The 26,872-nt window shown below is 69.7% G+C and carries 23 protein-coding genes; 15 read left to right on the top strand and 8 right to left on the bottom strand.

The annotated features are described in order from the left end of the window. Positions 1-144: 144 nt before the first annotated feature. From VM306_RS14340 to VM306_RS14330, 3 genes are all read right to left on the bottom strand, one after another. Entirely contained in the window at positions 145-1,002 is an 858-nt protein-coding gene (locus VM306_RS14340) for a glycosyltransferase family 2 protein (protein WP_414672380.1), read from the bottom strand. A gap of 16 nt (positions 1,003-1,018) precedes the next feature. Then, positions 1,019-2,146, bottom strand: a complete 1,128-nt coding sequence (locus VM306_RS14335; protein ID WP_325515259.1) for a glycosyltransferase family 1 protein — start codon at positions 2,144-2,146, stop codon at positions 1,019-1,021. Positions 2,147-2,214: 68 nt separating this feature from the next. Beyond that, positions 2,215-3,198 carry a glycosyltransferase family 1 protein gene (locus VM306_RS14330; RefSeq protein WP_325515178.1) on the bottom strand — a complete coding sequence of 328 codons (984 nt, stop codon included), beginning with the start codon at positions 3,196-3,198 and terminating at the stop codon, positions 2,215-2,217. 20 nt (positions 3,199-3,218) lie between these two features. Between VM306_RS14330 and VM306_RS14325 the strand changes: the two genes are divergently transcribed. The 4 genes from VM306_RS14325 to VM306_RS14310 all read left to right on the top strand — a co-directional run bounded on the left by VM306_RS14325 (position 3,219) and on the right by VM306_RS14310 (position 8,376). Next, positions 3,219-4,121, top strand: a complete 903-nt coding sequence (locus VM306_RS14325; RefSeq protein ID WP_325515176.1) for a glycosyltransferase family 2 protein — start codon at positions 3,219-3,221, stop codon at positions 4,119-4,121. Positions 4,122-4,233: 112 nt separating this feature from the next. Beyond that, positions 4,234-4,785 carry a hypothetical protein gene (locus VM306_RS14320; protein WP_325515174.1) on the top strand — a complete coding sequence of 184 codons (552 nt, stop codon included), beginning with the start codon at positions 4,234-4,236 and terminating at the stop codon, positions 4,783-4,785. Between the two features lie 3 nt (positions 4,786-4,788). Beyond that, the gene (locus VM306_RS14315) at positions 4,789-7,284 is read left to right on the top strand and encodes a glycosyltransferase (RefSeq protein WP_325515171.1); all 2,496 of its coding nucleotides are present in this window, start codon (positions 4,789-4,791) and stop codon (positions 7,282-7,284) included. Next, a complete protein-coding gene (locus VM306_RS14310) occupies positions 7,285-8,376 on the top strand; it encodes a glycosyltransferase family 1 protein (RefSeq protein ID WP_325515169.1) in 1,092 nt (363 codons plus the stop codon). 239 nt (positions 8,377-8,615) lie between these two features. On the opposite strand, the gene rfbD is transcribed toward VM306_RS14310, so the two are convergent. Beyond that, on the bottom strand, positions 8,616-9,476 hold the full coding sequence (rfbD, locus tag VM306_RS14305) for a dTDP-4-dehydrorhamnose reductase (RefSeq protein ID WP_325515167.1): 861 nt from the start codon (positions 9,474-9,476) through the stop codon (positions 8,616-8,618). A 3-nt stretch (positions 9,477-9,479) separates the two neighbouring features. Further along, entirely contained in the window at positions 9,480-10,466 is a 987-nt protein-coding gene (rfbB, locus tag VM306_RS14300) for a dTDP-glucose 4,6-dehydratase (protein ID WP_325515165.1), read from the bottom strand. Positions 10,467-10,592: 126 nt separating this feature from the next. On the opposite strand from rfbB, the gene VM306_RS14295 reads away from it, so the two are divergent. The 3 genes from VM306_RS14295 to VM306_RS14285 all read left to right on the top strand — a co-directional run bounded on the left by VM306_RS14295 (position 10,593) and on the right by VM306_RS14285 (position 14,092). Next, positions 10,593-12,131 carry an LCP family protein gene (locus VM306_RS14295; RefSeq protein WP_325515163.1) on the top strand — a complete coding sequence of 513 codons (1,539 nt, stop codon included), beginning with the start codon at positions 10,593-10,595 and terminating at the stop codon, positions 12,129-12,131. A 68-nt stretch (positions 12,132-12,199) separates the two neighbouring features. Further along, a complete protein-coding gene (locus VM306_RS14290) occupies positions 12,200-13,390 on the top strand; it encodes an LCP family protein (protein ID WP_325515160.1) in 1,191 nt (396 codons plus the stop codon). A gap of 9 nt (positions 13,391-13,399) precedes the next feature. Beyond that, the gene (locus VM306_RS14285; RefSeq protein ID WP_325515156.1) at positions 13,400-14,092 is read left to right on the top strand and encodes a TIGR03089 family protein; all 693 of its coding nucleotides are present in this window, start codon (positions 13,400-13,402) and stop codon (positions 14,090-14,092) included. On the opposite strand, the gene VM306_RS14280 is transcribed toward VM306_RS14285, so the two are convergent. Beyond that, positions 14,073-14,489, bottom strand: a complete 417-nt coding sequence (locus VM306_RS14280; RefSeq protein ID WP_325515154.1) for a DoxX family protein — start codon at positions 14,487-14,489, stop codon at positions 14,073-14,075. The two genes, VM306_RS14285 and VM306_RS14280, sit on opposite strands and share 20 nt — an antisense overlap. Before the next feature lie 174 nt (positions 14,490-14,663). Then, positions 14,664-16,613: an RICIN domain-containing protein gene (locus VM306_RS14275; protein ID WP_325515152.1), complete on the bottom strand. Its 1,950-nt coding sequence runs from the start codon at positions 16,611-16,613 to the stop codon at positions 14,664-14,666. 321 nt (positions 16,614-16,934) lie between these two features. Here VM306_RS14275 and VM306_RS14270 point away from each other — a divergent pair, with 321 nt between their 5' ends. Genes VM306_RS14270 through VM306_RS14260 form a run of 3 tightly spaced genes read left to right on the top strand, consistent with a single transcriptional unit; the run spans position 16,935 to position 22,424 of the window. After that, positions 16,935-17,966, top strand: coding sequence for a hypothetical protein (locus tag VM306_RS14270; protein ID WP_325515150.1), 1,032 nt, complete (start codon positions 16,935-16,937; stop codon positions 17,964-17,966). A gap of 4 nt (positions 17,967-17,970) precedes the next feature. Then, complete coding sequence (locus VM306_RS14265; protein WP_325515148.1) at positions 17,971-22,167, top strand: hypothetical protein; 4,197 nt, start codon at positions 17,971-17,973, stop codon at positions 22,165-22,167. 11 nt (positions 22,168-22,178) lie between these two features. Continuing rightward, positions 22,179-22,424, top strand: a complete 246-nt coding sequence (locus VM306_RS14260) for a hypothetical protein (protein WP_325515146.1) — start codon at positions 22,179-22,181, stop codon at positions 22,422-22,424. Between the two features lie 48 nt (positions 22,425-22,472). Here VM306_RS14260 and VM306_RS14255 read toward each other — a convergent pair whose 3' ends face one another. Beyond that, positions 22,473-23,222 carry an META domain-containing protein gene (locus VM306_RS14255; RefSeq protein ID WP_325515144.1) on the bottom strand — a complete coding sequence of 250 codons (750 nt, stop codon included), beginning with the start codon at positions 23,220-23,222 and terminating at the stop codon, positions 22,473-22,475. Between the two features lie 104 nt (positions 23,223-23,326). On the opposite strand from VM306_RS14255, the gene VM306_RS14250 reads away from it, so the two are divergent. The 5 genes from VM306_RS14250 (at position 23,327) to VM306_RS14230 (ending at position 26,113) form a co-directional block, all read left to right on the top strand. Continuing rightward, positions 23,327-23,653: a metalloregulator ArsR/SmtB family transcription factor gene (locus VM306_RS14250; protein WP_325515142.1), complete on the top strand. Its 327-nt coding sequence runs from the start codon at positions 23,327-23,329 to the stop codon at positions 23,651-23,653. Then, positions 23,650-24,129: an SRPBCC family protein gene (locus VM306_RS14245; protein WP_325515140.1), complete on the top strand. Its 480-nt coding sequence runs from the start codon at positions 23,650-23,652 to the stop codon at positions 24,127-24,129. The genes VM306_RS14250 and VM306_RS14245 overlap by 4 nt, the downstream gene beginning before the upstream one ends. 90 nt (positions 24,130-24,219) lie before the next feature. Beyond that, the gene (locus tag VM306_RS14240; protein ID WP_325515138.1) at positions 24,220-24,579 is read left to right on the top strand and encodes a hypothetical protein; all 360 of its coding nucleotides are present in this window, start codon (positions 24,220-24,222) and stop codon (positions 24,577-24,579) included. A gap of 78 nt (positions 24,580-24,657) precedes the next feature. Then, positions 24,658-25,422 (top strand): GntR family transcriptional regulator, encoded by a 765-nt coding sequence (locus VM306_RS14235; protein ID WP_325515136.1) that lies wholly within the window; start codon positions 24,658-24,660, stop codon positions 25,420-25,422. Between the two features lie 67 nt (positions 25,423-25,489). Beyond that, positions 25,490-26,113, top strand: coding sequence for a hypothetical protein (locus VM306_RS14230; protein ID WP_325515134.1), 624 nt, complete (start codon positions 25,490-25,492; stop codon positions 26,111-26,113). Positions 26,114-26,872 lie beyond the last annotated feature (759 nt).

Below are 26,872 nucleotides of genomic sequence, written 5' to 3'. Positions count from 1 at the left end.
TTGTGCCACCCCACACCGAACGCGCCAAACGACCCAACGGCAAGCCGCCCAACACAAACCGGCGTGCCATCGACCCGAGTGCGGCGCTGGCCGGTCCTTGATCAGCTGGCGGGGCCCGGGGCGGAGCCCCGCGCAGTGAACCCCTCAGCCCCGAGTCAACAACCGAACCCGCAACGAGAGCCCCGCCTTCAAAGCCCACCGGAACGGAGCCCACACAACCCCGGGATGCCGATCAGCCAGGTACCGATAAGCCGAAAGATGGTGCTCCCGAAGCATCCGATCAGAAGACCGGGCAGTCGAGTGCCCCCCGATGTGCACAACCTCGGCATCAGGCACGTAGACGTTCGAAAACCCAGCCCGCCCCACACGTTCCCCGAGGTCAACGTCCTCGAAGTACATGAAGTACCGCTCGTCGAACCCCCCGACGGCGTCAAAGACCTCACGCCGCATCAAAAAACAGGACCCCGACAACCACTCGGCAGGCCGCTCGACAGGAGCCTGCTCCTGCCGATAGGCCCGAGTCCAGGGATTCGACTTCCACACGACGGCGAAAAGCGCATGCCCCAACCCACGCCCGAGAGAAGGCAACAGCCGGGCAGACGGGTAGACCTCCCCGGACGGCTCCCGGATCAACGGCCCGAACATCCCACCGGAAGGCCACCGCTCAGCGGCCTCGAGCAGCACATCAACGCTCCCAGGAGCGAACTCGATGTCCGGGTTGGAGATCAACACCCACCCGACATCGGGCCCCAGAGCGGCAACCCCGCGGTTGGCGCCACCGCCGTACCCGAGGTTCCCGCCGGTGGGCAGGAAAACCACCCCGTCCCGGGAAGCCGCGACGGCTTCGGGCACGCCGTCCGTCGAGCCGTTGTCGGCGAGGATCACCTGCACCGGGCGGGTGGTCGCCTTCGCGAGGGTGTCCACGAACGGTGCCAGCGTCTCGCCCGGCGAGTACGTGACCGTCACGACACCAAGTCCGTCGCCGTAGTTCACGGCCGACACACTAGTGGTGTCCGATTCATCGTCGGCGACGCACCAGAGACGCGCGCCCGTAGGCCAGGCGGTGGCGTTCGGCGCTCACGGCCCAGGAGAAGTCCTTGGCGCGTTGCTGGCCCGAGGCGGCCAGGACGGCTCGGCGGGCCGGGTCGTCCAGCAGTTCGGCGATCGAGGCCGCGATGTCCCCTGCTCCGACACCGCAGTACGCGACCGCCTCGCCACCGACCTCCGGCAGCGACAGCCTTCGGGTGGTGAGCACGCAGGCGCCGCACGCCATGGCTTCCAGGACGGGCAGGCCGAAGCCCTCGCCCAGGGACGGGTAGGCGACGAGGACCGAGCCGCCGAGGAAGCCCGCCAGCTGTTCGAAGGGCAGGTAGCCGGCGCGGATCACGCGGATGCGGTGCGGCACCGAGTCGAGGGCCCGCTCGACCTGGCTGTCCCAGCCCGGCTGGCCGGCCAGCACCAGGGCGGGCGGGTCGGAGCGGCCGACCATGGCCTGGGCGAAGCCGCGGATCAGCGCCGGGACGTTCTTGCGCGGTTCCAGGGCACCGAGGAACGCCACGTACTGCATGTCCCCCAACGATAACGTGCGCCGCACGGCCATCATCTCGTCGGGCGACGGGGGGTGGAAGCGCTCGGTGTCGACGCCGTGCTGCGCGATGTGCAGGACCCGGCGGTCGGCTCCCGCCACGCGGACCAGTTCGTCGGCGGTCGCCTGGGACGGCACGACGCAGAGCTCCGCCCGCTTCAGCGAGGCGCGGGTCCAGGTGCGGAAGAAGCGGGCCTTCACCGACGAGTGCAGCACCGGGTCCGTGAAGAACGTCGCGTCGTGCAGCGTCACGACCGAGGCGGCCTTGCTCGCCACCGGGAGCGTGTAGTGCGGCGAGTGGACCACGTCCACGTTCAGCGACCGGATCAGCCTGGGCAGCGTCGTCTGCTCCCAGGCCAGGCGCGCCGTCCTGGTCGCGACGGCCTCGGCCGCCCGCACGACGCGGGAGTTCGGCGCGATCTTCGTGAACAGGTCCTCGTCGCGGGGCTGGCACACGACGGAGAGGTCGGCCCCGTCCGCGTCCAGTGCCGCGACGAGCGAATCCACGTAACGGCCGACGCCACCTCGGTCCGCGGGCACGGCGGTGGCGTCGATCAGCACGCTGGGTTCGTCGGTCGACACGATCGGCTAGCGTAATGTCATTTGCTAAAGCGTTAAGAGGGAATGCGCTAATCCGGATGTACGGCGTGGGCGTTCCAGACACCCTGCGCGGTCTTTTCCCAGGTGAAGTCACCCGCGCGGGTGATCCCGGCCTCGACGGTGTGACGAGGATCGGTCAGCACGGCCCTCAGTCCTTCCGTCAACGACGCCAGGTCGCCCCTCCTCACGACGGTGCCCGCGCCGCCCGCGACCTCGACCAGAGCGGGGTCGTCGGAGTGCACGACGGGCACGCCCGCTGCCATCGCCTCCAGCACGGGCAGCCCGAACCCCTCGGCGAGGCTGGGCGCGGCGAGCAGGGTCGCCCCGGCCAGCACGGACGCGAGCCGCGCGTCGGAGACCTTGCCGAGCAACGTCACGTGGGGCGCGCTCAGCGAGACCCCGCCCCACCCCTGCGGACCGATGACGACCAGCGGGACCCGCAGCCGTTCCGTCGCGTGCACCAGCAGCTCGAAACCCTTGCGCGGCTCGATCGTGCCGATGGCGAGCACGTAGCCCGCGGGAAGGTCCTCAGCCGGCGGACCGGCGAGCCGGGTCACACCGTTCGGCACCACGTGCACCGGGACCTCGACACGAACGCACTCCGCCAACTGAGACGCAACAGCGTTTGTGGGCACGACCAACGCACGGGCCTCCAGAGCCGCACGGGAGATCACCTTGCGATGCCACGCGACACCGCGCGGGGTCAACGTCTCCGGGTGCGTCCACGGCACGACGTCGTGCACGGTCACGACGGCGCCGGGCAACGGGGCGAGCGGCGTCGGGGCGTGGACGTGCGGTCCGAGCCGTGGTGGCAGACCGCGCTCCCACAACGCCACCAGCGCCCGGCGGGGCAGCCTGATCACGCGGTCGGCGTTCGCGGTCGCCGCGGAGACCACGGACCAGCCAGGAGGCGCGGCATCGGCCAACGCCGTGAACAACTCCGCGGTGTAACGGCCGGTACCACCGGGGACCGGTGCGTTGAGTTGCTCGGTCAGCACTACTAGCTCGGGCACGTCGCGTACCATCTCACGCCGTGTCGGCACTCAGCACCGTGGTGGTCGTGACGTGGCGGGGCCGTGACCACATCACGGCGTGCCTGGACGCCCTCAAGGCCCAGAAGAGTCCACACAGGACGATCGTCGTCGACAACGCCTCCGACGACGGCACGGCCGCGCTGATCAGCGGCCACGAGGTCGTCAGGCTGCCCCGCAACCGCGGGTACGCCGGCGGGCTCGCCGCCGTCCTGGACATGGTCGACACCCCGTACGTCGCGTGGCTCAACGACGACGCGGTGCCGGACCCGTCCTGGCTGGCCGAGCTGGAGAGCGCTCTCGCGGCCGATCCCGGAGCCGCCGCCGCAACGTCGTCGATCTTGCTCACGGACGGCTCGACGCAGTCGGTCGGCGTGGCGCTGACCGCGGACGGCCACGGCAAGGACGTCGTGCTGGCCGGCCGCGAGGTGTTCGGGTTCTGCGGTGGCGCGGCGCTGCTCAGGACCGAGGAGCTCAAGGCCGCCGGCGGGGTTCCGGCGAGCTTCTTCTGCTACTACGAGGACACCGACACGGCCTGGCGGCTGCGGCTGGCGGGGCACCGGGTGATCTCGGTCGGACCGGCGCGGGTCCGGCACAGGCACGGCGCCAGCACGCGTCCCGGCTCCCGGCTCTTCCACCGCTGGAACGAGCGCAACCGGCTGCTCATGCTCCTGCGCTGCGCACCGGCGGCGGTCGCCTTCGGCCAGCTCGCCCGCTTCCTGGCGATCACCGCGCTGCTGCCGTTCCGCGAGGACGTCCCCGACGCGGCCAACTTCCGGCTCGGCCTGCGCGCCCAGGTGCTCGCCGAGGTGCTGCTCAGGCTCCCGGCCACCCTCGTCCAGCGGCTCACCGTCACGACGAGGACCCCGCGCGACCGGGTCTGGCGGGACTGGGCGGGCCGCTGACCGCCGATCTCCGGCGGTCCGGTGGAACGCGATGGAACCTCCTGCCGGTCACAAGCGTCCCCGGAGCGATGACTCTCCTCGTTCCGGTCGCCCGGCTGCTCAGGGAGCAACTGTGAAGCGGCCTGCCGCGCTCATCGCCGTGGGGCTCGTCGCGATCGCCGCCGCGGTCGCGCTGGGCGCCGTCGTGCCCGAGCGCTACCAGCTCGCGGTGCTGGTCCCGTGCTGCCTGGCGTCGCTCGCGTTCGCGTGGGGCGTCGGCAAGCTCGGCCCGGCGTGGCTCGTGCTGCCCGCGTTCATGGTGGTGATCCCCGGCACCGCCGTGCTGGTGAGCGACGGTCACCGCGCGTTGATGGACGTGCTCGCCACGCGCGAGACGTGCGCGATCACGAGCGTCGAGGACGTGCCGGGACCGGACAACCCCGCGTTCGCGCACCACATCACCTGCGCCGACGGCGCGCGGTTGCGGATCGTGGTGCCTGGCGAGCAGGAGAAGAAGATGCTGCCTGGTCCGGCGACCGTGCTGCGCCACCCGGTGATGCGCCCGCTGCTCGCCGACCGCAACGACTGGTCGGCGGAGTGGGTCTTCGGCGTGCCCCTCGCCGTCCTGGCGCTGGTGCTCTGTGCAACCACACTGCGGGCGCGCAGAGTGATGGGGCAGGCTTAGCGCGTGGATCGAGCATCTCTGCCCGCCGTCTCCGTCGTCGTCGTCAACTACCGCGGCGCCGAGGACACCATCACGTGCGTGCGCGGCCTGGCCGAGGTGGACTACCCGGCCGAGCTGCTCCAGGTGGTCGTCGTCGACAACGAGGCGCACGACACCGCACGCCTCAAGCGGGAGCTGGCGGGACAGCCCGGCGTCGAGATCGTCACGGACGACCGGAACCTCGGCTTCGCGGGCGGGTGCAACCTCGGCGTCGAGCACGCCACGGGTGACGTGCTCGCGTTCCTCAACAACGACGCCCGCGCGGACCGCGCCTGGATCAAGACCGCCATCAGGGTCTTCCACGCCGAACCGTCGGTGGGCGCGGTCGCGAGCAAGGTCCTCGACTGGGACGGCAAGAAGATCGACTTCGTCGACGCCGGCCTGACCTGGTTCGGCATGGGCTACAAGCGCCACGTCGGCACGACCGACGACGGCAGCCACGACGCCCCGCGCGACGTCCTGTTCGGCACGGGCTCCGCGCTGTTCGTGCGCGCGGAGCTGTACCGCGAGCTCGGCGGGTTCGACGAGCGGTTCTTCATGTTCTACGAGGACGTCGACCTCGGCTGGCGGATGAACCTGCGCGGCTGGCGAGTGCGCTACGAGCCGGCGTCGCTCACGTTCCACCGCCACCACGCGTCGATGAGCTCGATCGACCACAGCCGCGAGCTGTACCTGCTGGAGCGCAACGCACTCGCGACGCTCTACAAGAACTTCTCCGACGAGACCCTCGCCCGCGTGCTGCCCGCCGCGCTGGCCCTGGTGGTCCGGCGGGCGACCGCGCGCGGTGAGATCGACGCGAAGCAGCTGGAGATCACCCGCCGTCCTGCCGACCCGGCCGACGACCGCAGGCCGGCCGAGATCCCGCGGAGCTCGCTCGCCGGGTTCCTCGCGATCGACCAGTTCGTCGAGATGATGCCGCAGCTCGCCGAGTCGCGGCGGGTCGAGCAGGCGTCGCGGCGGATGTCCGACGTCGACCTGGTCCCGTTGATGCGCAAGGCGTTGGAGCCCGCGTACGACATCCCGCGCTACCTGGTGGCGCACGACATCCTGGTCGAGGCGCTCGGCATCGACGAGGTGTTCGGCAAGCCTCGCAAGATCCTGGTGATCACCGGTGACGCCATCTCCGACCGCATGGCCGGTCCTGCGATCCGCGCGTGGCACATGGCGGACGTGCTGTCCGGCGAGCACGAGGTCCGGCTGATCACGACGAACCCGTTGTGCGATCCGCCGGACGCGCCGTTCACCATCGAGGGCGTCAAGCTCAAGCAGCTGCCGGAGAACGTCCGGTGGGCGGACGTGATCGTGCTGCAGGGCCACGCGCTGGAGATGGCCGCGGAGCTCAAGCAGCCGGGTTCCACCAAGATCGTGGTCTGCGACATCTACGACCCGATGCACCTGGAGCTGCTGGAGCAGGGCAAGGACGACAGCGACGAGAAGCGCGCCGCGGACCTGAAGAGCGTCACGCGCGTGCTGACGAACCAGCTGGAGCGCGGCGATTTCTTCCTGTGCGCGTCGGAACGCCAGCGGCACTTCTGGCTGGGCCACCTGGCCGCACTCGGCCGGTTGACGCCGACGTTGTACGACAACGACCCGACGACCCAGTCGTTGCTCGGGATCGTCCCCTTCGGACTGTCGGGCAAGCCGCCGCAGCGCACCGGCCCCGCCATCAAGGGCGTGGTCCCCGGTGTCGAGGACTCCGACAAGGTCGTGATCTGGGCCGGCGGCGTCTACTCGTGGTTCGACCCGCTGTCGTTGATCAGGGCGATGGGCCGGCTGCGGGAGCGGCAGCCGTCCGCGAAGCTGTACTTCCTCGGCATGAAGCACCCGAACCCCGAGGTCCCGGACATGGACATCGCCGGCCAGACGCGCTCGCTCGCGGCGTCGTTGGGGCTGACCGGTGAGAACGTGTTCTTCAACGACGGGTGGGTGCCCTACACCGAGCGGCAGAACTGGCTGCTCGACGCGAGCTGCGGTGTCACCACGCACTACGAGCACGTGGAGACCACGTTCGCGTTCCGCACGCGGGTGCTCGACTACCTGTGGGCGGGGCTGCCGATCGTCACCACGTCCGGCGACTCGTTCGCGGACCTGGTGGAACGGGAAGGACTGGGCGTCGTCGTGCCGCCGGAGAACCCGGAGGCGCTGGCGGACGCGCTGGAGAAGGTGCTCTACGACGAGGAGTTCGCGGCATCGTGCCGCGAGCGCATCGCCGTCGTGCGCGAGCGGTTCACCTGGGAGACGGCGCTCGCGCCGCTGGCGGAGTTCTGCCGCAACCCCAGGCCCGCCGCGGACCGTCTGTCGGGCTCGGCGCCCATGGTGCGCACGCCGGGGCTGAGCACGACGGACAAGGTGAAGCGGGACCTGCGGCTGGTGCGCGAGTACCTGGACGCGGGTGGCCCGACCGAGTTGGCCAAGCGGGCGTCGGGGCGTCTGCGCAAGATCGCGCGTGGTGGCAGGTAAATGGCGAGATCCCCGAAACCCCTCTCGGTGCTGCTCGACGGCACCCCTCTGCTCGGACACCGCACCGGGATCGGCCGCTACACGGCCGCCCTGGCCGAAGAGCTGGCCTCCATGCCGGACGAGGTCGACGTGCGGGCGGTGGCCTTCACGTTGCGCGGCTGGCGCGCGCTGCGGACGGTGCTCCCGCACGACGTCACCGCACGGGGCCTGCCCGTCTCGGCACGAGCGCTGCGCCAGCTGTGGCTGCGCGCCCCGTTCCCGCCCGTCGAGTTCCTGACGGGGTTCTCCAACGTCATGCACGCCACGAACTTCGTGCTGCCGCCGACGCTGCGGGCCGGGAAGGTCGTCACGATCCACGACCTGGCGTTCCTGGACGCGCCCGGCGACCTGCCACCGTCCGACCGCCGGCTGCCGGAGCTCGTGAGGCTGTCCGCCCACCGGGCGGACGTGATCTGCACGCCGACCGCAGCCGTGGCGGACGTGGTGGCGGACCGGTTCTCAGTGCCGCTGGAGAAGATCGTCGTGACGCCGCTGGGCGTCGACCCCGCGTGGTTCGCGTCGCGGCCGCCGTCGCCGACGCTGCGCGGACGGCTGGGGCTGGGGTCGGAGTACCTGCTGTTCGTCGGGGCCAACGGGCCGCGCAAGGGCCTCGAGTACCTGATCAAGGCGCACGCGTCCGACCCCTCGCTGCCACCGCTGGTGCTCGTGGGACCGGGACGGTCCGGTGTGGACGGTCGTGTGATGCGGACCGGCTACCTGTCGGACGTGCACCTGCGGTCGGTCGTCGCCGGGGCGACGGCGCTGGTGCTGCCGTCGCGGGACGAGGGCTTCGGCCTGCCGGTGCTGGAAGCGTTGGCCTGCAACGTTCCCGTGGTGTGCTCGGACGTCCCCGCGTTGCGCGAGGTCGCCGGCGGGCACGCGCTGCACGTCCCCGTGGGTGACGTCGAGGCGCTGGCCGACGCACTGGCCCAGGCCGTCGCGGCACCGGGCACCCCGGAGGCCCAGTCCGAACGCCGGGCTCACGCGGCCGGGTTCACCTGGCGGCGGTGCGCGGAGAAGACGGTCGAGGCGTACCGGCGGAGCAGGGCCTGAGGGCACGTCCGCCGCAGGGCGTCAGGAACACCTGACGCCCCAGGCCTTCACCGGGAGCGAGGCCTCGGTGAGTGCTTGTCCAGCTGGCTCATCGACACCTGCCGCGAGCCCGTGACAACAGCGGCGCGCTTCAGGAAGCGCTGCCGGTCGGAATCCGTTGTCGCGGGCCGCTGGGTGTCGCGCCCGGAATCGAACATGGCGAACAGGTTCCCCCACTTGCGACGGCCGTGCCAGACCGGTCACTCCAATGGCGCAGCAGCCGTGCGGGGAGCGACCACTCCTGTCCGGAAAGCCTCCGAAAGGGCGCTCCGCCAGTGCGGCAACGGGCGCAGCCCCGCTGCTGCCCAAGCTTCGCCGGACAGCACGGAGTAGGCGGGACGCGGCGCGGGACGCGGCGCGGGACGCGGGAACTCGGCCGTCGAACAGGGCCGCACGCGGTCCGGATCGGCGCCCAGTTCCTCGAAGATCGCTTGTGCGAAGCCGAACCACGTCGTCTCGCCGGCGCCCGTCGCGTGCAGCAACCGCTGCGACGGCAGCACCGAGGCCAGCTCCAGGAGCCCGGCCGCCAGGTCGTGCGACCACGTCGGCGAGCCGGTCTGATCGTCCACAACGGACAGAGATGGCCGCGAGGACTCCAGTGATGCCATGGTCTTCACGAAGTTCGCGCCGTGCACGCCGTAGACCCACGCGGTGCGCACGACCCAGCCGCCCGCCTCCAGCACGCGGCGTTCGCCTTCGAGTTTCGTGCGGCCGTACGCGGTCTTCGGGCCGACGGGGTCGGACGGCTCGTACGGCCGCGTCCCGTCACCGGAGAACACGTAGTCGGTCGAGACGTGGATCAACGGGATGCCGGCGGAAGCGCACGCCTCCGCCAGCAGACCGGGACCGACGGCGTTGACCGCGAACGCGCGTTCCTCGTCGGTCTCGGCCGCGTCCACGGCGGTGTACGCGGCGCAGTTGATCACCGCGGAGGCTCCGGCGAGGTCCGCGGTGGTCACCGAGGTCACGTCCAGCTCGGCGGAGGACACCGCGCGGACGTCGGAGGACAGGGTGGCGAGGTCGTGGCCGAGCTGGCCACGGCCACCGGGAACGAGGATCAACGCTCAGCCCTTCGCCAACTGGGCGCGCTCCTTGAGCGGCTCCCACCAGGCGCGGTTCTCGCGGTACCACTCGACGGTGTCCGCGAGGCCGACGGCGAAGTCGACCCGCGGCGCGTAGCCCAGCTCGGAGGCGATCTTGGAGATGTCGACCGAGTAGCGGCGGTCGTGGCCCTTGCGGTCCTCCCACGGCTCGACGAACGACCAGTCGCGACCCGTGGCGACGAGCAGCTTCTCCGTCAGCTCGCGGTTGGTGAGCTCGGTGCCACCGCCGATGTTGTAGATCTCACCGGGCCTGCCGGCCTCGGCGACGAGCTGGATGCCGCGGCAGTGGTCGTCCACGTGCAGCCAGTCGCGGACGTTGAGGCCGTCGCCGTAGAGGGGAACCTTCTTGCCGTCGATCAGGTTCGTGACGAAGAGCGGGATGACTTTTTCCGGGAACTGGTACGGCCCGTAGTTGTTCGAACACCGAGTGATGCTGACCGGCAGTCCGTGAGTGCGGTGGAACGCACGTGCGAGCAAGTCGGAAGAAGCCTTCGACGCCGAGTACGGCGAGTTCGGCTCCAGAACGTGTTCCTCCGACCACGAACCGTCTTCGATCGAGCCGTAGACCTCGTCCGTCGAGACGTGGACGAACCGGCCGACACCCGCGTTCAGTGCGCCCTGCAACAGGGTCTGCGTGCCGAGGACGTTCGTCAGCACGAAGTCGGCCGACCCCGTGATGGAGCGGTCGACGTGCGACTCGGCGGCGAAGTGCACGACGACGTCGACACCCCGCATCTGCTCCTCGACCACGGCCGCGTCGCAGATGTCGCCGCGCACGAACTCGAACTTGCCCGCGACCGCGGCGAGGTTGGTCTCGCTGCCCGCGTAGGTGAGCTTGTCGAGCACCACCACTTCGGCACCGGCGAACGCCGGGTAGGACCCGCTCACCAACTCCCGCACGTAGTGCGAGCCGATGAACCCGGCCCCACCTGTCACCAGTACACGCATGCCATTTCCTCCCGAGGTGATCCCCGCTCGCAGTCTGTCATGTACGTAATCGCTGCAACCCACAGCAACGTCACGTCGTGTGTCCTATAAACGACTAAACTCGGTGTGGTGGGGGAGGAAACGGTTGTGGAAGGCAGAAGTCTGCCGGTCAGGGCGGTCGGTGCCCGGCCGTCGGCGGCTTTCCGCGCCTTCCTGGTGACAGGAAGGATCTTCATCGCGCTCGTCTCGGCCGCTGTGCTCCTCGTCACGTCGTACGGCTGGACCAAGCTGCGGGCCGCGGACGACGGGATCGTGAAGACCGAGGTCATCTCCGAGGAGCTGACCGAGCAGGGTCCCAAGCCGCTCGACGGCGCCGTCGACATCCTCCTCGTCGGCATCGACAGCCGCACGGACTCGCAGGGCAACCCGCTGTCGGAGGAAGCGCTGGCACTGCTCAACGGCGGCGTCGCCGACGGCGAGCAGAACACCGACACGATGATCCTCGTGCACATCCCGGTGGACGGCACGCGCGCGGTCGCGATCTCGTTCCCCCGCGACTCCTACGTCGAGATGGCGGACGGGTTCGGCAAGCACAAGCTCAACTCGGCGTTCGCCCGCCAGCGCAACACCGTCGACCAGGAGCTGCGGGCACAGGGCGTGACGGACGAGCAGCGCATCCGCACCGAGTCCATGGCCGCCGGCCGCAAGACGCTGATCAAGACGATCGAGGGCCTGTCCGGCAACCAGGTGCGCATCGACCGCTACGCCGAGGTGAACCTGGCGAGCTTCTACGAGGTCACCACGGCCATCGGCGGCGTCGAGGTGTGCGTGAAGGAGCCCACCTTCGACAGCGACTCCGGCGCGAACTTCCAGGCGGGCACGCAGACGATCGAGGGCGCGCGGGCGCTGTCGTTCGTGCGGCAGCGCAAGGGCCTTCCCGGCGGCGACCTCGACCGCATCGTGCGGCAGCAGGTGTTCATCGGCGCGCTGGCGAAGAAGGTGCTGTCGACCGGCACGCTCACCGACCCGAGCAAGCTCAACGGGCTCGTCGCGGCCGTGCAGAGGTCCGTGATCCTCAGCACCGGCTGGGACATCACGACGTTCGCCGAGCAGATGCAGGGCCTGGTGGGCGGCAACTTCGAGTTCAAGACGATCCCCGTAGGTGAGCCGACGGACACCTACAGCGACGGCAACGTCTTACCGGTGAACCCCGCCGAGGTGCGCAAGTTCCTCACCAGCCTCGCCGCGGAGAAGCCGTCGACGAGCGCCTCCGCGCCGACGACGACCACGCCGCCCGCTCCCCCCGCCACGTCGATCACCGTGCAGGTGCTCAACGCGGCGAACGTGCAGGGACTCGCGACCCAGGTGATGAACACGCTGTCCGCCAAGGGCTTCCAGCGCGGCGCGCTGGGCTCGGCGCAGCTCAGCGACACCACCGTCGTGCGGTACGCCGCCGGCGAGGAGGGCTCGGCGCGCAAGGTCGCGACGGAGCTCGGGCAGGACATCGGGGTCGAGGAGAGCGCGTCCGTCCCCAAGGGACAGGTGCAGGTGCTGGTCGGAACGGACTACCGGTCGCTGGACGACACGGAGGACGTCGATCCCCAGAACGCACCCGGCACTCCGTCCCCTCCCGTGACGAGCAGCACCCCGCCGATCACGGCGGGTGGCCTGGTCTGCGTGAACTGAGCTCCCCGGCGTAACGGCCCTCCGATAGTTACGCTGAGAGAGCACATTCAGCATCTGGAGGACCGACGTTGAGCGCCGCCGCACGCGCGAAGAAGACCGCACTGGTCACCGGCCGGACGGTCGTCGCGCTCGTCGCCGTGACAACGTTGGCTCTCTCCGGCTACTTCTGGACCGCACTGCGCCTGGTCAAGCAGAACACCAACACCACGCAGATCCTCGAGGTCCTGGAGGACATCCCGAACTCGCCGCCCGTCGAGGACGGCGCGGTCGACATCCTGCTGGTGGGCAGCGACAGCCGGACGGACGCGCAGGGCCGGCCACTCCCCGCGGACGTGTTGCGCAAGCTGCGCACCGAGGGCACGGACACGGTGAACACGGACACGATCATCGTGATGCGCGTCCCGCGCGACGGCGGCAAGGCGAGCGCGATCTCCATCCCGCGCGACACGTACGTCCCGATCGCCGGCTACCGCGAGGACAAGATCAACTCAGCGTACGGCGCAGTGAAGTACCTCACGGCCGAACGGCTGCAGGCCGAGGGCGTGAGCGACCAGGCGGAGCGCGAGCGCAAGTCCGACGAGGCGGGCCGCAGGGCGTTGGTGCAGGCCGTGCAGGACCTCACGGGCATGCGCGTCGACCACTACGCGGAGATCAACCTCTACGGCTTCTACCTGCTGACCGAGGTCATCGGTGGCGTGCAGGTGTGCCTGAGGGCCGGCACGTCGGACCCGAACTCCGGCGCGAACTTCCGCGCGGGACCGCAGACGATCTCGGGCGGTGACGCGCTGTCGTTCGTGCGGCAGCGGAACATGCCCGGTGGTGACCTCGGTCGCATCGCGCGGCAGCAGGTGTTCATGTCGCAGGCGATGAAGCAGCTGCTGTCCGCCGGCACGTTCACCGACCCCGGCAGGATGAACGGCCTGCTGGACGCGGTGTCCAAGTCCGTCGTCGTGGACGAGAAGCTCGACCTCGCGACGCTGGCGGCGCAGGCGCAGGGCCTCGCGTCGGGCAACGTGGAGTTCGCCACGATCCCGGTGACGAGCATCGACGCGCGCAACGAGCGCGGCCAGAGCGTGGTCACGGTCGACCGCGAGGCGGTGAAGGCGTGGGTGGCGCAGCTGATCGGCGAGACGCCGAAGCCCGTCCCGTCCTCGACGACCCCCACGTCGCCGCCGCGGTTCGGCCCTGGGAAGCTGCTCTCGCTCGACGGCTTCCCCGCCGTCGAGGCGGCCCGACAGGATGTGCCCTGCGTTGACTAGGAGTATCGCGTGAGCGTGACCGAGATCCTCTTCACGCCCCTGCTGAAGGCCGACTCCGGCCGTCCGCTGATCACGCACTACGACGACGCGGCGGGCACGCGGGTCGAGCTGTCCCGCGCCACGGTGAAGAACTGGGCCGCGAAGACCGCGAACTGGCTGCGTGACGAGCACGACGTCGAGCCGGGCGACACGGTGGCGGTGCTGCTGCCCGCGCACTGGCAGACCGCGGGCATCCTGCTGGGTGCCTGGTGGTGCGGTGCCCGCGTCGTGGTCGGCTCCGGCTCGGGTGAGAACGCGAAGGTGGCGATCGTGCCGCCCGGTGGCACGGCGGACGCGGACGTCGTGGCCGTGGCCTCGTTGCACCCCATGGGACTCGGGTCCGGCGCCCCGGTCGACTACGCCGACGACGTGCGCGTGCACGGCGACGACTTCATGCCGTGGGAACCGGTCGCCGGCTCCTCCCCCGCACTCGGTGACTCCGGTGTGGACGAGGTCGTGGCGGCGGCACGGGAGCTCGGCGCGAAGCTGGGCGACGAGCCGCGCGCGCTGTCCACTGTGGAGTGGGACTCGCCTTCCGCTGTGCTGGAAGGGTTTCTCGCCGTGCTCGCGGCCGGTGGCTCGCTGGTGCAGGTCAGCAGTCCCGACGCGGGCCGGATGGCCGCGCGCCGGGACGCCGAGAAGGTCACGCTGCAACTGGGTTGAGCACCTTGTTGTTCTTGAACAGCACGCGGTCCAGCGAGTAGGCGCCGCCGTTGAAGCCCAGCGCGAGCGCGGCCGCGCCGAGCGCGATCACCAGCTCCGCACCGCCCTCGCCGATGAGGCCGTTGGGCAGGTGGACGATGATCCAGGCGCCCACCATGTCGAAGGCGAGCAGCACGCCGACGACCGGCAGCGCGACACCGGCGATCAGCGCGACGCCACCGACGAGCTCGACGGACGCGGCGAACCACGCGGACAGCGTGGGCAGCGGCACACCCATCTTGTCGAACGACCCGGCCGTGCCCGCCATGCCGAACTCGGTGAACTTCTGCCAGCCGTGCGCGATGAAGATGACACCGATGGCGATCCGGCCGATGAGGGCGGCTACGTCCTTGACCATGTTCCTTGCTCCCCGATCCTGTCTGTCCACTGTCGGTCGTTCAACTCCGAACCAAAGCTAGTACAGATTTGAACGACCTCATGCTTTCGACAGGATTCGGACAGGAAACCCTTAGGCTCCCAGCTCACGGTTGGTCGTAGGCCGCATGACGGCCCACGACCAACCGTGACCGGTTTACGCGGTGGTCAGCTGCTGCACGGTCCAGCGCTGGTTCGTCTGGCCGTTGCCGTCGCCCTGCACGACCGCCGAACCGTTGGCGGTCCTGCGCCACTCCACGTCGGCGAACTTGGCGGTGAGCGCGCTCACCAGGCCGACGCTGCCGTTGTCACCCTCGATGAACACCCACTGCTGCACTCCGCCGTAGTGGCACGAGTACTGGATCAGCGCGGCTCCGCTCTCGATGGAGCCGTACGGGATGTCGAGGCACTTGCCCGACATCTTGTTCTTCAGCGCGTACTTCTTGTCACCGAGGTCGATGAGGTCCCACGTCATCTTGTCGCCGCCGACGCAGTCCCAGATCTCGGTGCCCGCGAAGTCGGCGAGCGCGCCCTGACCCGGCGTGTCCCACACGCCCGCGACCTGGAGGCAGCGACCGGACTCGACGCCCTTGAGGCGGATCGTGCCCGGGGTCATCTGCTTGGTCCACGAGACGTGGTTCGGGTCGATGATGCGCCACTGCTGGTTGATCGCGTTGGTGTTGGTGTACTGCACGACCAGCGTGGCGTTGGCGGTGCCGTTGTCCGCCGCGGTGGCGAACTTGCCGGTGCCGATGTTCTTGAGCTGGAAGGTGCCGTTGGCGTTCTCCAGGAACTCCCACCGCTGGTTCGGGTGCTCGTTGCAGGTGTTCTGGACGACCTGCTCACCGCTGACGTCCAGGCACAGCTTGGAACCGAGGTTCACCAGCTGGTACTGCCCCTCGGCCTTCCAGCGCAGCTCCCAGACCTGCTTCGGTCCGCGCACGCAGTCCCACAGCTCGGTGCCGGCTCCGGGGGCGTTGGCACCCTGTCCCGGCGTGTCCCACAGACCCGCGACCTGCAGGCAGCGGCCGGACTGCACGCCCTGGAGCTCGATCACGCGCTTGGCCGCCGGCTTGATCAGGTCCTTCTTCGCGGCGACGTGCTGACCGGTGTTGAGGAACTCGTCGTAGGCGAGCTTCGTCCCCGCGGCCAGCGCGGCACGGGCGGCGGCGACGAGGTGCGGCTGGTACCCGTCGGCCACCGCCTTGTCCAGGATCACGCGGATCTGGCGCTCCGCCTCGATCTTGTCCAGGCGGTCCTGCTCGTCGATGTCCGCCTGGTGCGCCGCGTGCACGCCGGTGAAGATGAACTCCTTCCACACGGCGGGGTCACGGCTCTCGTACGCGGTCTGCGCCTTGGCCTTCACCTGCACACCCCTGGTGCGCCGGATGATCTCGTAGATGAACTCGCGGTCGGGGAGGTTCTTCAGCTCCTCCGTCGCGGTCGACTGCGTCGCGGCGGCCCAGGCCTGTTCCTTGGCCTGGCGGTTCGCCTCGCGCTCGAGACGTTCGCGCTCGAGGCGTTCCGCCTCCTCGATCTTGCGCTGCTTGTCGGCGCGGGACGCGGTGTAGATGCCGTTGACGAGGAACTCCTGGCGCTGCTCGTCGGTCGCACCGGTCCTCAGGACGACGGCGGCACCCTTCTTGACGTCGCTGCCGTCCTCCGCGTGCTCCCACAGCTTGAAGACGAAGTTCTCCAGGGAACCGTCGAGCTGCGCCTGCGTGACGCCGGTCCAGCCGATCTCGGCCGCCGCGGCGAGGCGCTGGCGGTCGCGCTCCGCCTTCTTGCCGGCCTCGATCTGGTCGAGGACGCTCGCGTCGAAGATGCCCGCGGTGATGAACCGGTAGCAGGCGTTCTCGTCGCTGGTGTTGGTGAACGCCGCGAGTGCGGCGGACTTGACGTTGCTGCCCTCACGAGCCTTCTGCCACAACGTGATGACGAAGTTCTTGTCGGTCATCACGGCCATCTCGGGCGTGAGGATGATGTTGAGCTCGCGGGCCGCACGCTCGCGCTGCTCCGTTGTGGACTCCGGTACCGCGGCCTCCGCGGACGCCGACGCGGACGCCGGGTCGGCGGGCGCGGCTGTCGCGACCGGTGCGGTGGCCACACCGCTCGCCAAGGTGGCCGCTACCGCGAATGCAGCGAATCTGCGCATGCCGCGGCCGGCCAGATCAGATCTGGACAAGTGAATCCCCCAAGATTCAAGTCGTGGCACCGCCCCAGTACCCACAAGGTGCCAGCGCGCACTGTAAGCACGCGATCTCCCCCACGGCAACCGAACTCGTCCTTTTAGGCCGAACGGCAGCGGATTGACATGCGTGTTAGGAAAAGACTGAGCACTTCTGCTCATTGATTGTCACTGGGGTTCTGGGGGAACAACATGGGGCGTCATGCGCTCTTGCGCGCGGTCATGGGGGCCGCGCTCACGGTGGGAACAGTCGTTTCGGCGACAGTTCCCGCTGCCCTCGCCGGCACGACGACGATCGCCGCGGACCAGGTCGACCTGGCCTCGTTCCGGCGTGACTTCGTCATGAGACTGGCGCTGCGGGATGCGATGCCGGAGGTCAGAGCGGAAGCCTGGAACGCGCTGCGCGACAGCGCGGGCGAGGCCGCTCTCGTCGACTTCCTGGCCGTCGGGTACCCGAACGCCAAGACGCGGGCAGCACAACGGATCGATCGGAACTACAGGTACGTCAAGCGCGTCAACGACTTCTCGTTGCCGGGAAGCGCGGTGAGGGCGACGTCGGCCGTGGCGCTGGTGGACACACCGGCGGCACAGGCCGAGTACGTCCAAGGTGGATATGCCAGGGCTCAGGAGCTCGACCGCGTCAACAACAACAAGTACGAGGAACGGCTGGCGCGGATGGCGGGAGAGGACCACGCGTACGTGGCCGAGCTCGCCGCGAACGACCCCGGCACGCAGGTCCGTGCGGCGGCCAGCCGTGCTCTGTCCGTCGGGGACGAGACCGCGATCGGGCTGTTCTTCAAGTACCACTGGGGAATCGGGGCCGACCTCGACGACGAGGCGTTCCGCCGCGCCACGTCCGACCAGAACGACATCTGGCACAGCAAGATCCGCTCGCTGACCGAGGCGGCGCTCGCCGCGGAGAAGGCGGAACGCGACTCGAGCGGCGAGCTCGCCCGCAAGTGGCGTGCCGACGCGATCGCGGCGTGGCGCCAGATCGAGGGCCAGGCCGATCAGTCCTCTGTGGACTGGTCAGCCGAGAAGGTCAACGCGGACAGGCAGGCGGCGAACTGGGCGACGGTCGCCCAGCACGCCCGAACGGCGCAGACGGAGCAGGACTGGGCCGCCGTGCTCGGCCGTGCCGACCGGCGCAACGCGTCCTGGGCCGACGAGGCCGAGTGGGCGCTGCAGCAGGCGGCCACGTGGCGGAGCATCGCCGCACAAGCACGCGTGAACGCCCTTGCGGCGGTCGATCGCGACCAGGGGGACGACTAACACCATGCGCACAACACAACCCAGCGCCGCCCTGTCGCGGCGCCGGTCGATCGCGGCTGTCGTCATCGCGGTGCTGCTGGCGCTGGTGGGCGGGAACCTGCCCGCCACGGCCGCGCCCCAGCAGCCCGCACCGGTGCTCCAGCAGTCGTCCTCGGCGAACGAGCCGGTGGACGAGGAGTACGAGTTCTACAAGATGCTCGTGCGGGACATCGCCGAGCACGCGGAGGACGCCGAGGTCCGCGACGCGGCCACGGCGGCACTCGCCGTGAACACCAAGGAAAGGCTGATCTGGTTCCTCGACCACGGCGAGACCGAGGCGAGGGCCAAGGCGGCGGAGCGCAAGCGGGCCGAGGCCGCCGAGAACCGCCGCAAGGTCGAGGAGTGGGCGCGCACCGGCGGCCCGAACGTCAAGGCGGGCGCGCAGGCCGCGCTGAACGCCGGTGACCAGGCGATCAAGGACTTCGTGGCCTACGGCCACGAGATCGCCCTGAAGCAGGACCAGCGGCAGGAGGAGGACGACAAGGCGGAACGGGACCGCGTCATCGCTCGCGTGCGCGACATGGTCGCGCACGGCGGCCCGCAGGTGAAGCTCGAGGGTGAGCCGCTGCTCATGCGCGGCGACTACGCCCTGATCCGCGAGTTCTACCTCACCGGGTACGCCGAGGCGAACAGGCGGGACGCGACGTTCAAGGCGACCATCGAACAGGCGCTGGTCGACCGCAACAACGCGATCACCGAACTGAACGCGCTCGCCCGCCGCAGCGAGGCGGCCGCGACCGCGCGGGCGGAGATCCTGCGCGCCAACATCACCGCGGTCAAGGCGCTCGACGACGGCACGATGGCCATGAACATGGCCGCCAAGGCCGCTCACCGCTCCGACCAGATCCTCCAGGAGGACAAGCCGGGCAGGGCGCACGGGCAGCGGGGCCGCGACGCCGATCTCGACGCCCTGCGCGTCGAGGCGACCCGGTACGCCGAGACCGGTGCCAGGGCGTCGATGAGCGCCGCCGAGGCGACCGCACAGGCGCAGAACGCGGCCGTGCGGCTGATCGACACCGGCATGACCAACGGCCTCGACTGGGCCAAGGTCACCATCGCGATCGGCGGTGCCGTCGAGGCGGCGTCGAAGGCGGCCGAGACGGCGCAGCACGCCACCGAGGCCACTCTCGCCGACAGCCGTGCGCTCGACGCGAACTCCGGCGCGCAGGAACACGCCGCCAACGCCAGGAAGTACCGCGAAGTGGCGGAGCGGCAGGCACTTCAGGCCGCGGACCTCGCGGAGGCGGCGCGCAAGCAGCAGGACATCGCGATCGGTTCGCGTGACCGGGCTGCCCAGCAGAAGGTGATCGCGGAGAACGCGGCCGCCAGGGCACGCCAGCACGCCGTCAACGCGCGCAACCACCGTCTCACCGCGCAGTCCGCCGCGTCGAACGCGGTCAGCAAGGCGCAGTCGGCGGTCAAGGCGCACGGCGACGCGGTCGACGCGAGCGTCCGGGAACAGGCGGCGATCGACGCCGCCGCGAAGACCGGGCGTGAGCTCAAGACGGCCACGTCGGTCTGCTTCGGCAAGGTCACCTTCGCCGAGCAGGTCGAGGGCGCGCTGCGGACCGCCAGGGAAGAGGCGATCAAGCAGGGCAAGGACGCGGACGAGGCGACGAAGGACATCGCCGAGGCGGCGGGCCGGGCCCGTGCCGACGCCAACGCGGCCGAGGCGTGGGCCGGACGTGCCCGTGCCGCCGCCGCGGCGGCGAACGCCGAGGCCCAGCGCGCTGCCGCGGCGGCGCGCGAAGCCCGTGCGGCGGCAGCACGTGCCGACCAGGAGGCCGTGACCGCGCGCCGGGCCGCCGACGAGGCGAACCGGCTCGCGATCGAGGCCGTCAACGTCGCCGTGGCGACGCAGGCGTCCGCGGACCAGACCCGGTTCGAGGCCGAGGCCACCGTCGCCGAGGCCAACGCGGCGGTCTGGCAGTCGTCCATCGCCGACAGGGCTTCCTCCGCCGCGGCCGCGTCCGCGTCGATGATCATCGACCCGGCGCGGATGGCCGAGGTGATCGCGAGGCCCTACGCGGGGATCAACGGCGACGCGCGTCGCGCGCTGGAAACCGCGGCCAAGGCGTTGCTGATCGGCGAGGAGCAGTCCCGTTCCGCACGGGAGAAGGCGGAAGAGGCCGCCCAGGCGGCTGCGGCGGCGCAGCAGGCGGCCGACCGGGCCATCGCCGACGTCAAGCCCGCCTACGAGGCCGCCGCCCGTGCCGCGGCCTCGGCGAACCAGGCCGCGCAGTACGCGGTCACCGCGCACAACGCGGCGAACGAGGCGGCACAGCACGCCGCCGGCGCACACGCGGCAGCCTCGACGGCGGCGCAGCACGCGTCGTCGGCCCGTTCCGACGCCGTCGGTGCCGGCAACGCCGCGGCGGTCGCGTCCAGCGCGGCGCAGTCGGCCGGTCAGGCAGCGGCGGCCGCCGAGCAGATCCACCAGTGGGCGATCAAGGCCACGGCCGCGATCCACACGTTCGCGGACGAGGTCGGCACCCACCTCGACCAGTTCCTCGACGCGAAGAAGCGGGCGGAGGAGGCCCAGAAGCAGGCCCAGGACGCGGCCCAGCGCAAGCAGGACGAGCTCAACACCGAGTTCCGCAACGGCGTCATGGGCGTCGTCGCCTGCAAGGTGAACTCGTCGTCACCCGAGTGCCTCGAGGTGATGCGCAAGGCCGGTGAGGCGGCCGGCAAGGCCCTGGACGCCGCGGGCGAGTACGCCAGGGACGCCATCCTGTGCCACGGCGGCGACCAGTCCGCCTGCCAGCGGTTCACGGAGTCGACGAAGAAGATCCAGGACTTCGCGATCGAGGCGGCCAAGGGCTTCGCCGAGGGCGCGGTGAACACCTGGAACGGCATCGTCAAGCTCGCCGAGTGCGGCGTGCAGAGCAGGATCCAGGCCTACGCACCCGCGTGCGCCGAGATCTGGGCGGGCGTCAAGGACCTCACCGAGAACCCGTACAAGCTGATCCACCTCGACGTCTGGCACGACAACCCCGGCAAGGCGTTCGGCCTGACCGCGTTCGACGTGGTGGCCGCCGCGGCGACCGCCCCGATCGGCGGCAGCGGCAGTGCGCTGTCGAAGGCCCTCGGCGTGGTCGCCTCGTCGATCACCAGGACGACGGCCGCGCTCGCGAGCGGTGTGGGGAAGTTCAGCGGTTTCGTCGTGAAGCTCGCGGACGACATCCCGTTGCCCACGAAGCTGCCCGGCAACATGGGCGAGATCCTCAACCTCTCCGTGCGGGTGGAGAACGGCATCGCCAAGCTGGACGGCGCGATCACCGTGATCGACGGCAGGCTCTACAAGCTGGAGTCGATCTCGTTGCGGGCCGAGGGCGACCTGTCCCGGCTGGAGGGCTCCATCGCGCGCATCGAGCCGAGGAACGGTCTCGAGCTCAAGCTCACCATCGAGAACGGGGTGGCGAAGCTCGAGAACGCGACGTTCAAGTTCGAGCAGATGGACCGGCTCCCGCCGCCCAAGCCGCTCACCCCGCCGAAGGGCGTCGTCAAGGACGGCGTGTGGACGATGGAGGAGTTCGGCCAGACGCTCCGGCTGGAGAAGGTCCACAACGAGGCCGTCGACGCGTTCCGCGCCAAGGCCGTCGAGGCGGAGTCCAGGATCACCCCGCAGCTGCAGGACCTGGTCGGGACCATCAAGAGGGACCTCCCGAGCGTGGATCTGGAGGGCCTGGCGTACAGCGTGAAGGGCGCGGACTCCCTCAAGCGCAAGATCGTCGACAAGCTGACCAAGAACCCGGACATCGGCGTCGTGCTCGGTGACGTCAAGGACGCCGTCCGGTACACGATGATCGCGGACGACGCCGCCTACGTCACCGCCGTCGAGCGGGGCATCGCGGCGCTGGAGGCGAAGGGGTTCGTGAAGCTGGAGGTCAAGAACTCCTGGCTGCAGAACAGGTACGTGGACAAGTACCGCGGGATCAACAGCGTGTGGAAGGACCCGGCGACCGGTCAGGTCTTCGAGTTCCAGTTCCACACGCCGAAGAGCCTGTCCGCGAAGACGGTCGAGCACCCCTGGTACGAGCTGCACCGCGTGCCCGGCACGACCCAGCTGGAGATCGACCACGCCATCGCGCAGGCCGAGCTGATCTTCGCCGACGTGCCGTTCCCGACCGGTGCGGTGCGGATCCCCGAGTTCGGTCAGTAGATTGGATTTCCATGAGCTACCAGTACTTCGCGATCGTCACGTCCGCGCACCCGGTGGAGGACCCGTTCTTCGTCGTGCGCGTGGGCGGTGAGACCGAGGAGTTCTTCTCCACGAGCCTGCGGTGGGAGCGGTCGGACGCGTTGTACCGCATCGAGTCCGGGCGTGAGCACTGGAAGGCCGTGCCGATCGGCGAGGAGCAGGGCGTGGGCTTCGAAGAGGTCCAGGCCCGGCGGGTAGCGGCGGCGCGGGAGTCCTGATCCGTGTGAGGGGCCGGGTCGCGGGCATCGTCCGCGACCCGGCCTCCGCTACTTCCTGAGCCCGATGCCCGTGCCGGAGGCGTTGACCAGACGCAGAGTCTGACCGTCCACTGTGAACGCGACCTGCCCCTGCACCGCGTCGGTCACGGCCTTCTCGACGGCCATTTCGTCCTGGCCGCAGGCTTTGTCCGTCAGGACCAGCCGGTCGAACGTGAGCCTCTGCCCCTCCGCCCGGTACTGCGCAGAACCGGCGTTGCACCCGGCCGACACCTCGACCCTGCCGTCCTGGAACGCCAGTGTCGCAACAACTCCACCCGGCACGGACGACGACGCGTCGCCGGTGATCAGCGTGTCGACCGTCCACTTGCCGCTCTCGAGCGTCGCGGGCGTCTCCCTGGCGAGCACGATCTCCGTGTCCTGCCCGGTCACCACCAGGTTCCCGCCGTCCATCCGCCACGACGGCGTGGAGCTCAGGAAGTTCGAGAGCCACTCGTCCTGCGTGTGCAGATCGGCGTCGGGACATCCCATCGCGGTCATGCCGAGCTCGGACACCGCGAGCTTCCCATCGTCCAGCGAGACCGGGCCCTGGATGTGGTTGCAGCCCGCGCGGGCGAGCAGCCGGCCGTCGTCGGTGAACCGCAGCTCCACCCTCGTCCCGTCGACCAGGGCACGCGGCTTGCCCTGCTCGGTGACGGACGTGGAGTGGAACGCCCCACCCACCAGCTCTCCCCCTCCCGCGGACCCGTTCCCGCATCCAGCGGCCAGCAGGGCGACGACGAGGAGAACTCGGCAGCTCATGCGGTGAGGACGGAACAGACGGCCTCACCGGTTGCCCTTGACATCGAGGCGGCCGTCCGGCTTACTTAACCCAGAGGTTAGATAACCAAGCGGTTAGGTAAGAGATGGACCAGCTGAGCGCCACCTTCGCCGCGCTGGCGGACCCGACCCGCCGGGCGATCCTCGCGCGGCTGACCGAGGGCCCGGCGACGGTGAAGGAGCTCTCCGAGCCGTTCGACATCAGCGGCCCGGCGATCTCCAAGCACCTGCGCGTGCTGGAGAAGGCAGGCCTGATCACCCGAGGTAGGGAGGCCCAGTGGCGCCCCTGCCTGCTCGACGCGACACCCCTGAAGGAGGTCGCCATGTGGGCTGAGAACTACCGCCGCTTCTGGGATGCGAGCTACGCACGCCTGGACGCGCTCTTGACCGAGATGAAGGAGACAGAGCAATGACCACGACCAAGTTCGGCACCACCGTGACGCTCCCGTCCGACACGGAGATCGCGATGACCCGCACGTTCGACGCACCGGCCTCGTTGGTCTGGAAGGCCTTCACCGACCCTTCGTTGTTGAAGCGCTGGCTGCTCGGCCCCGACGGCTGGGAGATGCCGATCTGCGAGGTGGACCTGCGCGTGGGCGGCAAGTGGCGCTACGGCTGGGCGCAGCCGGACGGCTCGGGCGCGTTCGAGATGCACGGCGAGTACACCGAGGTCACGCCTTTCTCGCGGATCGTCAACACCGAGCACTTCGAGGACAACCCGCCTGCGGTGACGACCGTGTCGTTCGTCGAGGAGGACGGCCGCACGACGATGACCTCCACCATGACGCTGGTGTCGCAGGAGGTCCGCGACACCGTCCTGGCGACGGGCATGGCGGACGGCGCGGGCCGCAGCTACGAGCGCCTGGGCGAGTTCCTGGCCTCACTCTGACCTGTTGGCGCGGGTTGGCGGACAGTAATCACCTGCCGTGGCACCCGGTTCCCCCGGTCGAGGCAGGTGGGCGGGGTTACGTTCGAGCCCATGGGACGTTTCCTCGTGGCTCTGGCCCTCGCACTCGGTGTCGCCATGTCCACACCGCCTCTCGCCCACGCGGCGGAACCCGCCACCCGCTGGCAGGTCGAGCCCTGCCCCGCCGGCACGAAGGCGCTGTGGCTGCCACGCGTCGACAAACCCGGCACAGACATCAGCTGCACCACCGAGGAAGAACGCTCGGCGGCGATGCAGGCCGCGGCGGGCAGCGGAAGTTTCCTGCGGATGGCGAACGCGGCGCTCGCCGGGGCGCAGCAGCTCTCGGACAAGTCGCTGACGCCGGAGTCGCCTTGCGTTCTCGGCGCGAAGGGCGCGGTGGGCGAGGCCATCGGGACGTGCGTGGCCGCGTGAGCCGAGCGATCTGCCGCCTGACCCGAGCGGGTAGCTTGGTCGCTGTACAGAACTGCGGCCACGCTGAGGAGATGGCTCATGACCGACAACGCCCGGCGAGGGCGCGTTGGCTATCGGGACATCGCGAACGATCTCCGGCGGCAGATCGACTCGGGCGAACTGCCGCCCGGTAGCAAGGTTCCCGGCGAGAACGACCTCACCAGCCGGTACGGCGTGGAGCAGCCCACCGCCCGCCGGGCGTTGGACGTGCTGAAGAACGAGGGCCTGATCGTCGCCAAGCGCGGGTCGGGCACGTTCGTCCGCGAGTTCAAGCCGATCAGGCGCGTGTCACCAGATCGCTTGCAGGCCGGCACTTCATGGGGAGCGGGCCGCCCGATCTGGTCCACCGACGTCGGCACACGCCCGAGGACCGAGGGCGTCGAGGTCGATGTGGAGCTTCCACCCGCGCCGGTCTCCGAGGTGCTGAACCTCGACGACGGCGCTCGGGTCGTGACACGGCGACGCAGGTACGCGGTCGACGACAAGCCCGTTCAGCTTGCGACGTCCTACTACCCGGAGGCGCTCGTCGCGGGCTCGGCGATCACCGAGATCAACACCGGAGGCGGTGGCGCCTACGCCCGGCTCAGGGAGCTCGGCCACGAACCCGTCAGGTTCCGCGAAGAGCTGCGGACCCGCATGCCCAAGGAGTCCGAACGCGAGGCTCTCGACCTGGCTCAGGGCACACCGGTGATCTTGATCGTGCGAACGGCGTACACGGCCGATGACCAGCCCGTAGAGGTCACCGAGATGGTCCTCGACTCGGCCGCGTACGTCCTCGAGTACAAGTTCGGCTCGCAAGACTGACGTTGCACTTCTGCACAGAACTGCGCTTTACTGCGCCGAAAGTTCTGTACAGAAGAGGCGGGTCGGCATGCCGGACAGCATCGCGCCGTACATCACCGCGTGGAGCGCCGAACAAGATTTGCAGTGCACGCTCGTGGAGCGGCCTGACCACAGCATCGGATACGCCACCGAGTTGTTGAGCGACCGCGACCAACGGGGTGTGCTGTGGCGGCAGACCGCCTCGCGCCACCGAGTTGGACGACCCGAGTTCGCGAGGGTTCATCCACTGCGGCAACGACGAGCGATGGAACTGTTGCTGTGCCAGGTGTGTAGTGGACCTGCGGATCGAAACGACGACGGCGTTCTGTGGCTTCAGCGGGATCACCGCGACGACTGGCCGCGGTGGCCGGAGGGAATGGCGGCCGTGGAGCCGCCGATGTGCCTGCCGTGCGTCCCGCTCGCACGACGGCTGTGCCCGGCGTTGCAGCGCGGAGCTGTCGCCGTACGCGTGAAGCAGTCCTCGATCGCAGGTGTGCGCGGCGCGCTCTACCAGCGCAGTGTGCTGGCACCGGCGGCTGTCACCGCAGGGAACTTCGCTTATGACGATCCGATGGTTCGACGGGTTCTCGCGTCCGCTCTGATCCGGGAACTGCGCGGGTGCACCGTCGTTCCACTCGAGGAAATCGGTCGTGAGCGGATTTCGTCGCTGTAGCAACGGAATCCGCTCGTCACCTCTAGCCGTTCAGGACGGCGCGCGACATGACAACTCGCTGGATCTGGTTCGTGCCCTCGTAGATCTGCGTGATCTCTCACCTGGGTGTTGTCGAGCTGGCGCTTTGAGCTGGAATCTGGCTTCTAGCTGGGCCGACGCGTCTCGACAGTTCTCGGTGGTTCTCGGCGCTTTCTGACGTTCGACGGCCTGTGGACGGCCTGGGAACTGACCAACCGCACCTTGGGCATCGTCCCGACACTGAGCCGATCTCGCGGTCAGTGGTGCTGGGTCAAGACATGCTTTCCCGTCTTGACGCGGTGCCGCTGGCCGTGACTGATCATGGCGGGTCGGGGTGGTGCCCTTCGTGCTGTCTTGGGGTCGTTGCTCGGTGGCAAGGCGGCGTAGCCGTCGCGGCAGTCGATCGCCGTGCCCGGCTCTGTCAGCTGGCTCCTCCGCGCGATCGTCCCGACTGGTGTCGGCTGGTAGCTCGTGGTTCTGGTGCCGCCGTCGGTGGTGCGCTGCCGTGCCGCCTCGTGGGCCGTGCCGCCGTGGCCGGCGGGCGGAGCGAAGCGGGAGCCCGACGTGCCCGGATGGATGCGGGCCACGCTGGTAGGCGACCGGCCCGCCGCGCGCCGCCGACGGCGGCGCGCCTTGATCCCATAAAGCACAGTTCAGCAGCATCCTCTTCGGGTACGCACGATGCTTGGCGCAGCACAATGCCCTTCATAGACCGAGTGACGAAAAGCTCTCGACGTCGTC

This window comes from Lentzea sp. (assembly GCF_035525475.1).
In the GTDB taxonomy this organism is placed as follows: domain Bacteria; phylum Actinomycetota; class Actinomycetes; order Mycobacteriales; family Pseudonocardiaceae; genus Lentzea.
Note: the sequence above shows the minus strand (reverse complement) of the source record. Positions and strands in the feature narration are given on the sequence as shown.

Coding starts and splice junctions, on each gene's coding strand:
- VM306_RS14310 (WP_325515169.1), top strand. CDS start 7,285: ATGGCGAGATCCCCGAAACCCCTCTCGGTGCTGCTCGACGGCACCCCT.
- rfbB (WP_325515165.1), bottom strand. CDS start 10,466: ATGCGTGTACTGGTGACAGGTGGGGCCGGGTTCATCGGCTCGCACTAC.
- VM306_RS14280 (WP_325515154.1), bottom strand. CDS start 14,489: ATGGTCAAGGACGTAGCCGCCCTCATCGGCCGGATCGCCATCGGTGTC.
- VM306_RS14265 (WP_325515148.1), top strand. CDS start 17,971: ATGCGCACAACACAACCCAGCGCCGCCCTGTCGCGGCGCCGGTCGATC.
- VM306_RS14260 (WP_325515146.1), top strand. CDS start 22,179: ATGAGCTACCAGTACTTCGCGATCGTCACGTCCGCGCACCCGGTGGAG.
- VM306_RS14255 (WP_325515144.1), bottom strand. CDS start 23,222: ATGAGCTGCCGAGTTCTCCTCGTCGTCGCCCTGCTGGCCGCTGGATGC.
- VM306_RS14250 (WP_325515142.1), top strand. CDS start 23,327: ATGGACCAGCTGAGCGCCACCTTCGCCGCGCTGGCGGACCCGACCCGC.
- VM306_RS14245 (WP_325515140.1), top strand. CDS start 23,650: ATGACCACGACCAAGTTCGGCACCACCGTGACGCTCCCGTCCGACACG.
- VM306_RS14240 (WP_325515138.1), top strand. CDS start 24,220: ATGGGACGTTTCCTCGTGGCTCTGGCCCTCGCACTCGGTGTCGCCATG.
- VM306_RS14235 (WP_325515136.1), top strand. CDS start 24,658: ATGACCGACAACGCCCGGCGAGGGCGCGTTGGCTATCGGGACATCGCG.
- VM306_RS14230 (WP_325515134.1), top strand. CDS start 25,490: ATGCCGGACAGCATCGCGCCGTACATCACCGCGTGGAGCGCCGAACAA.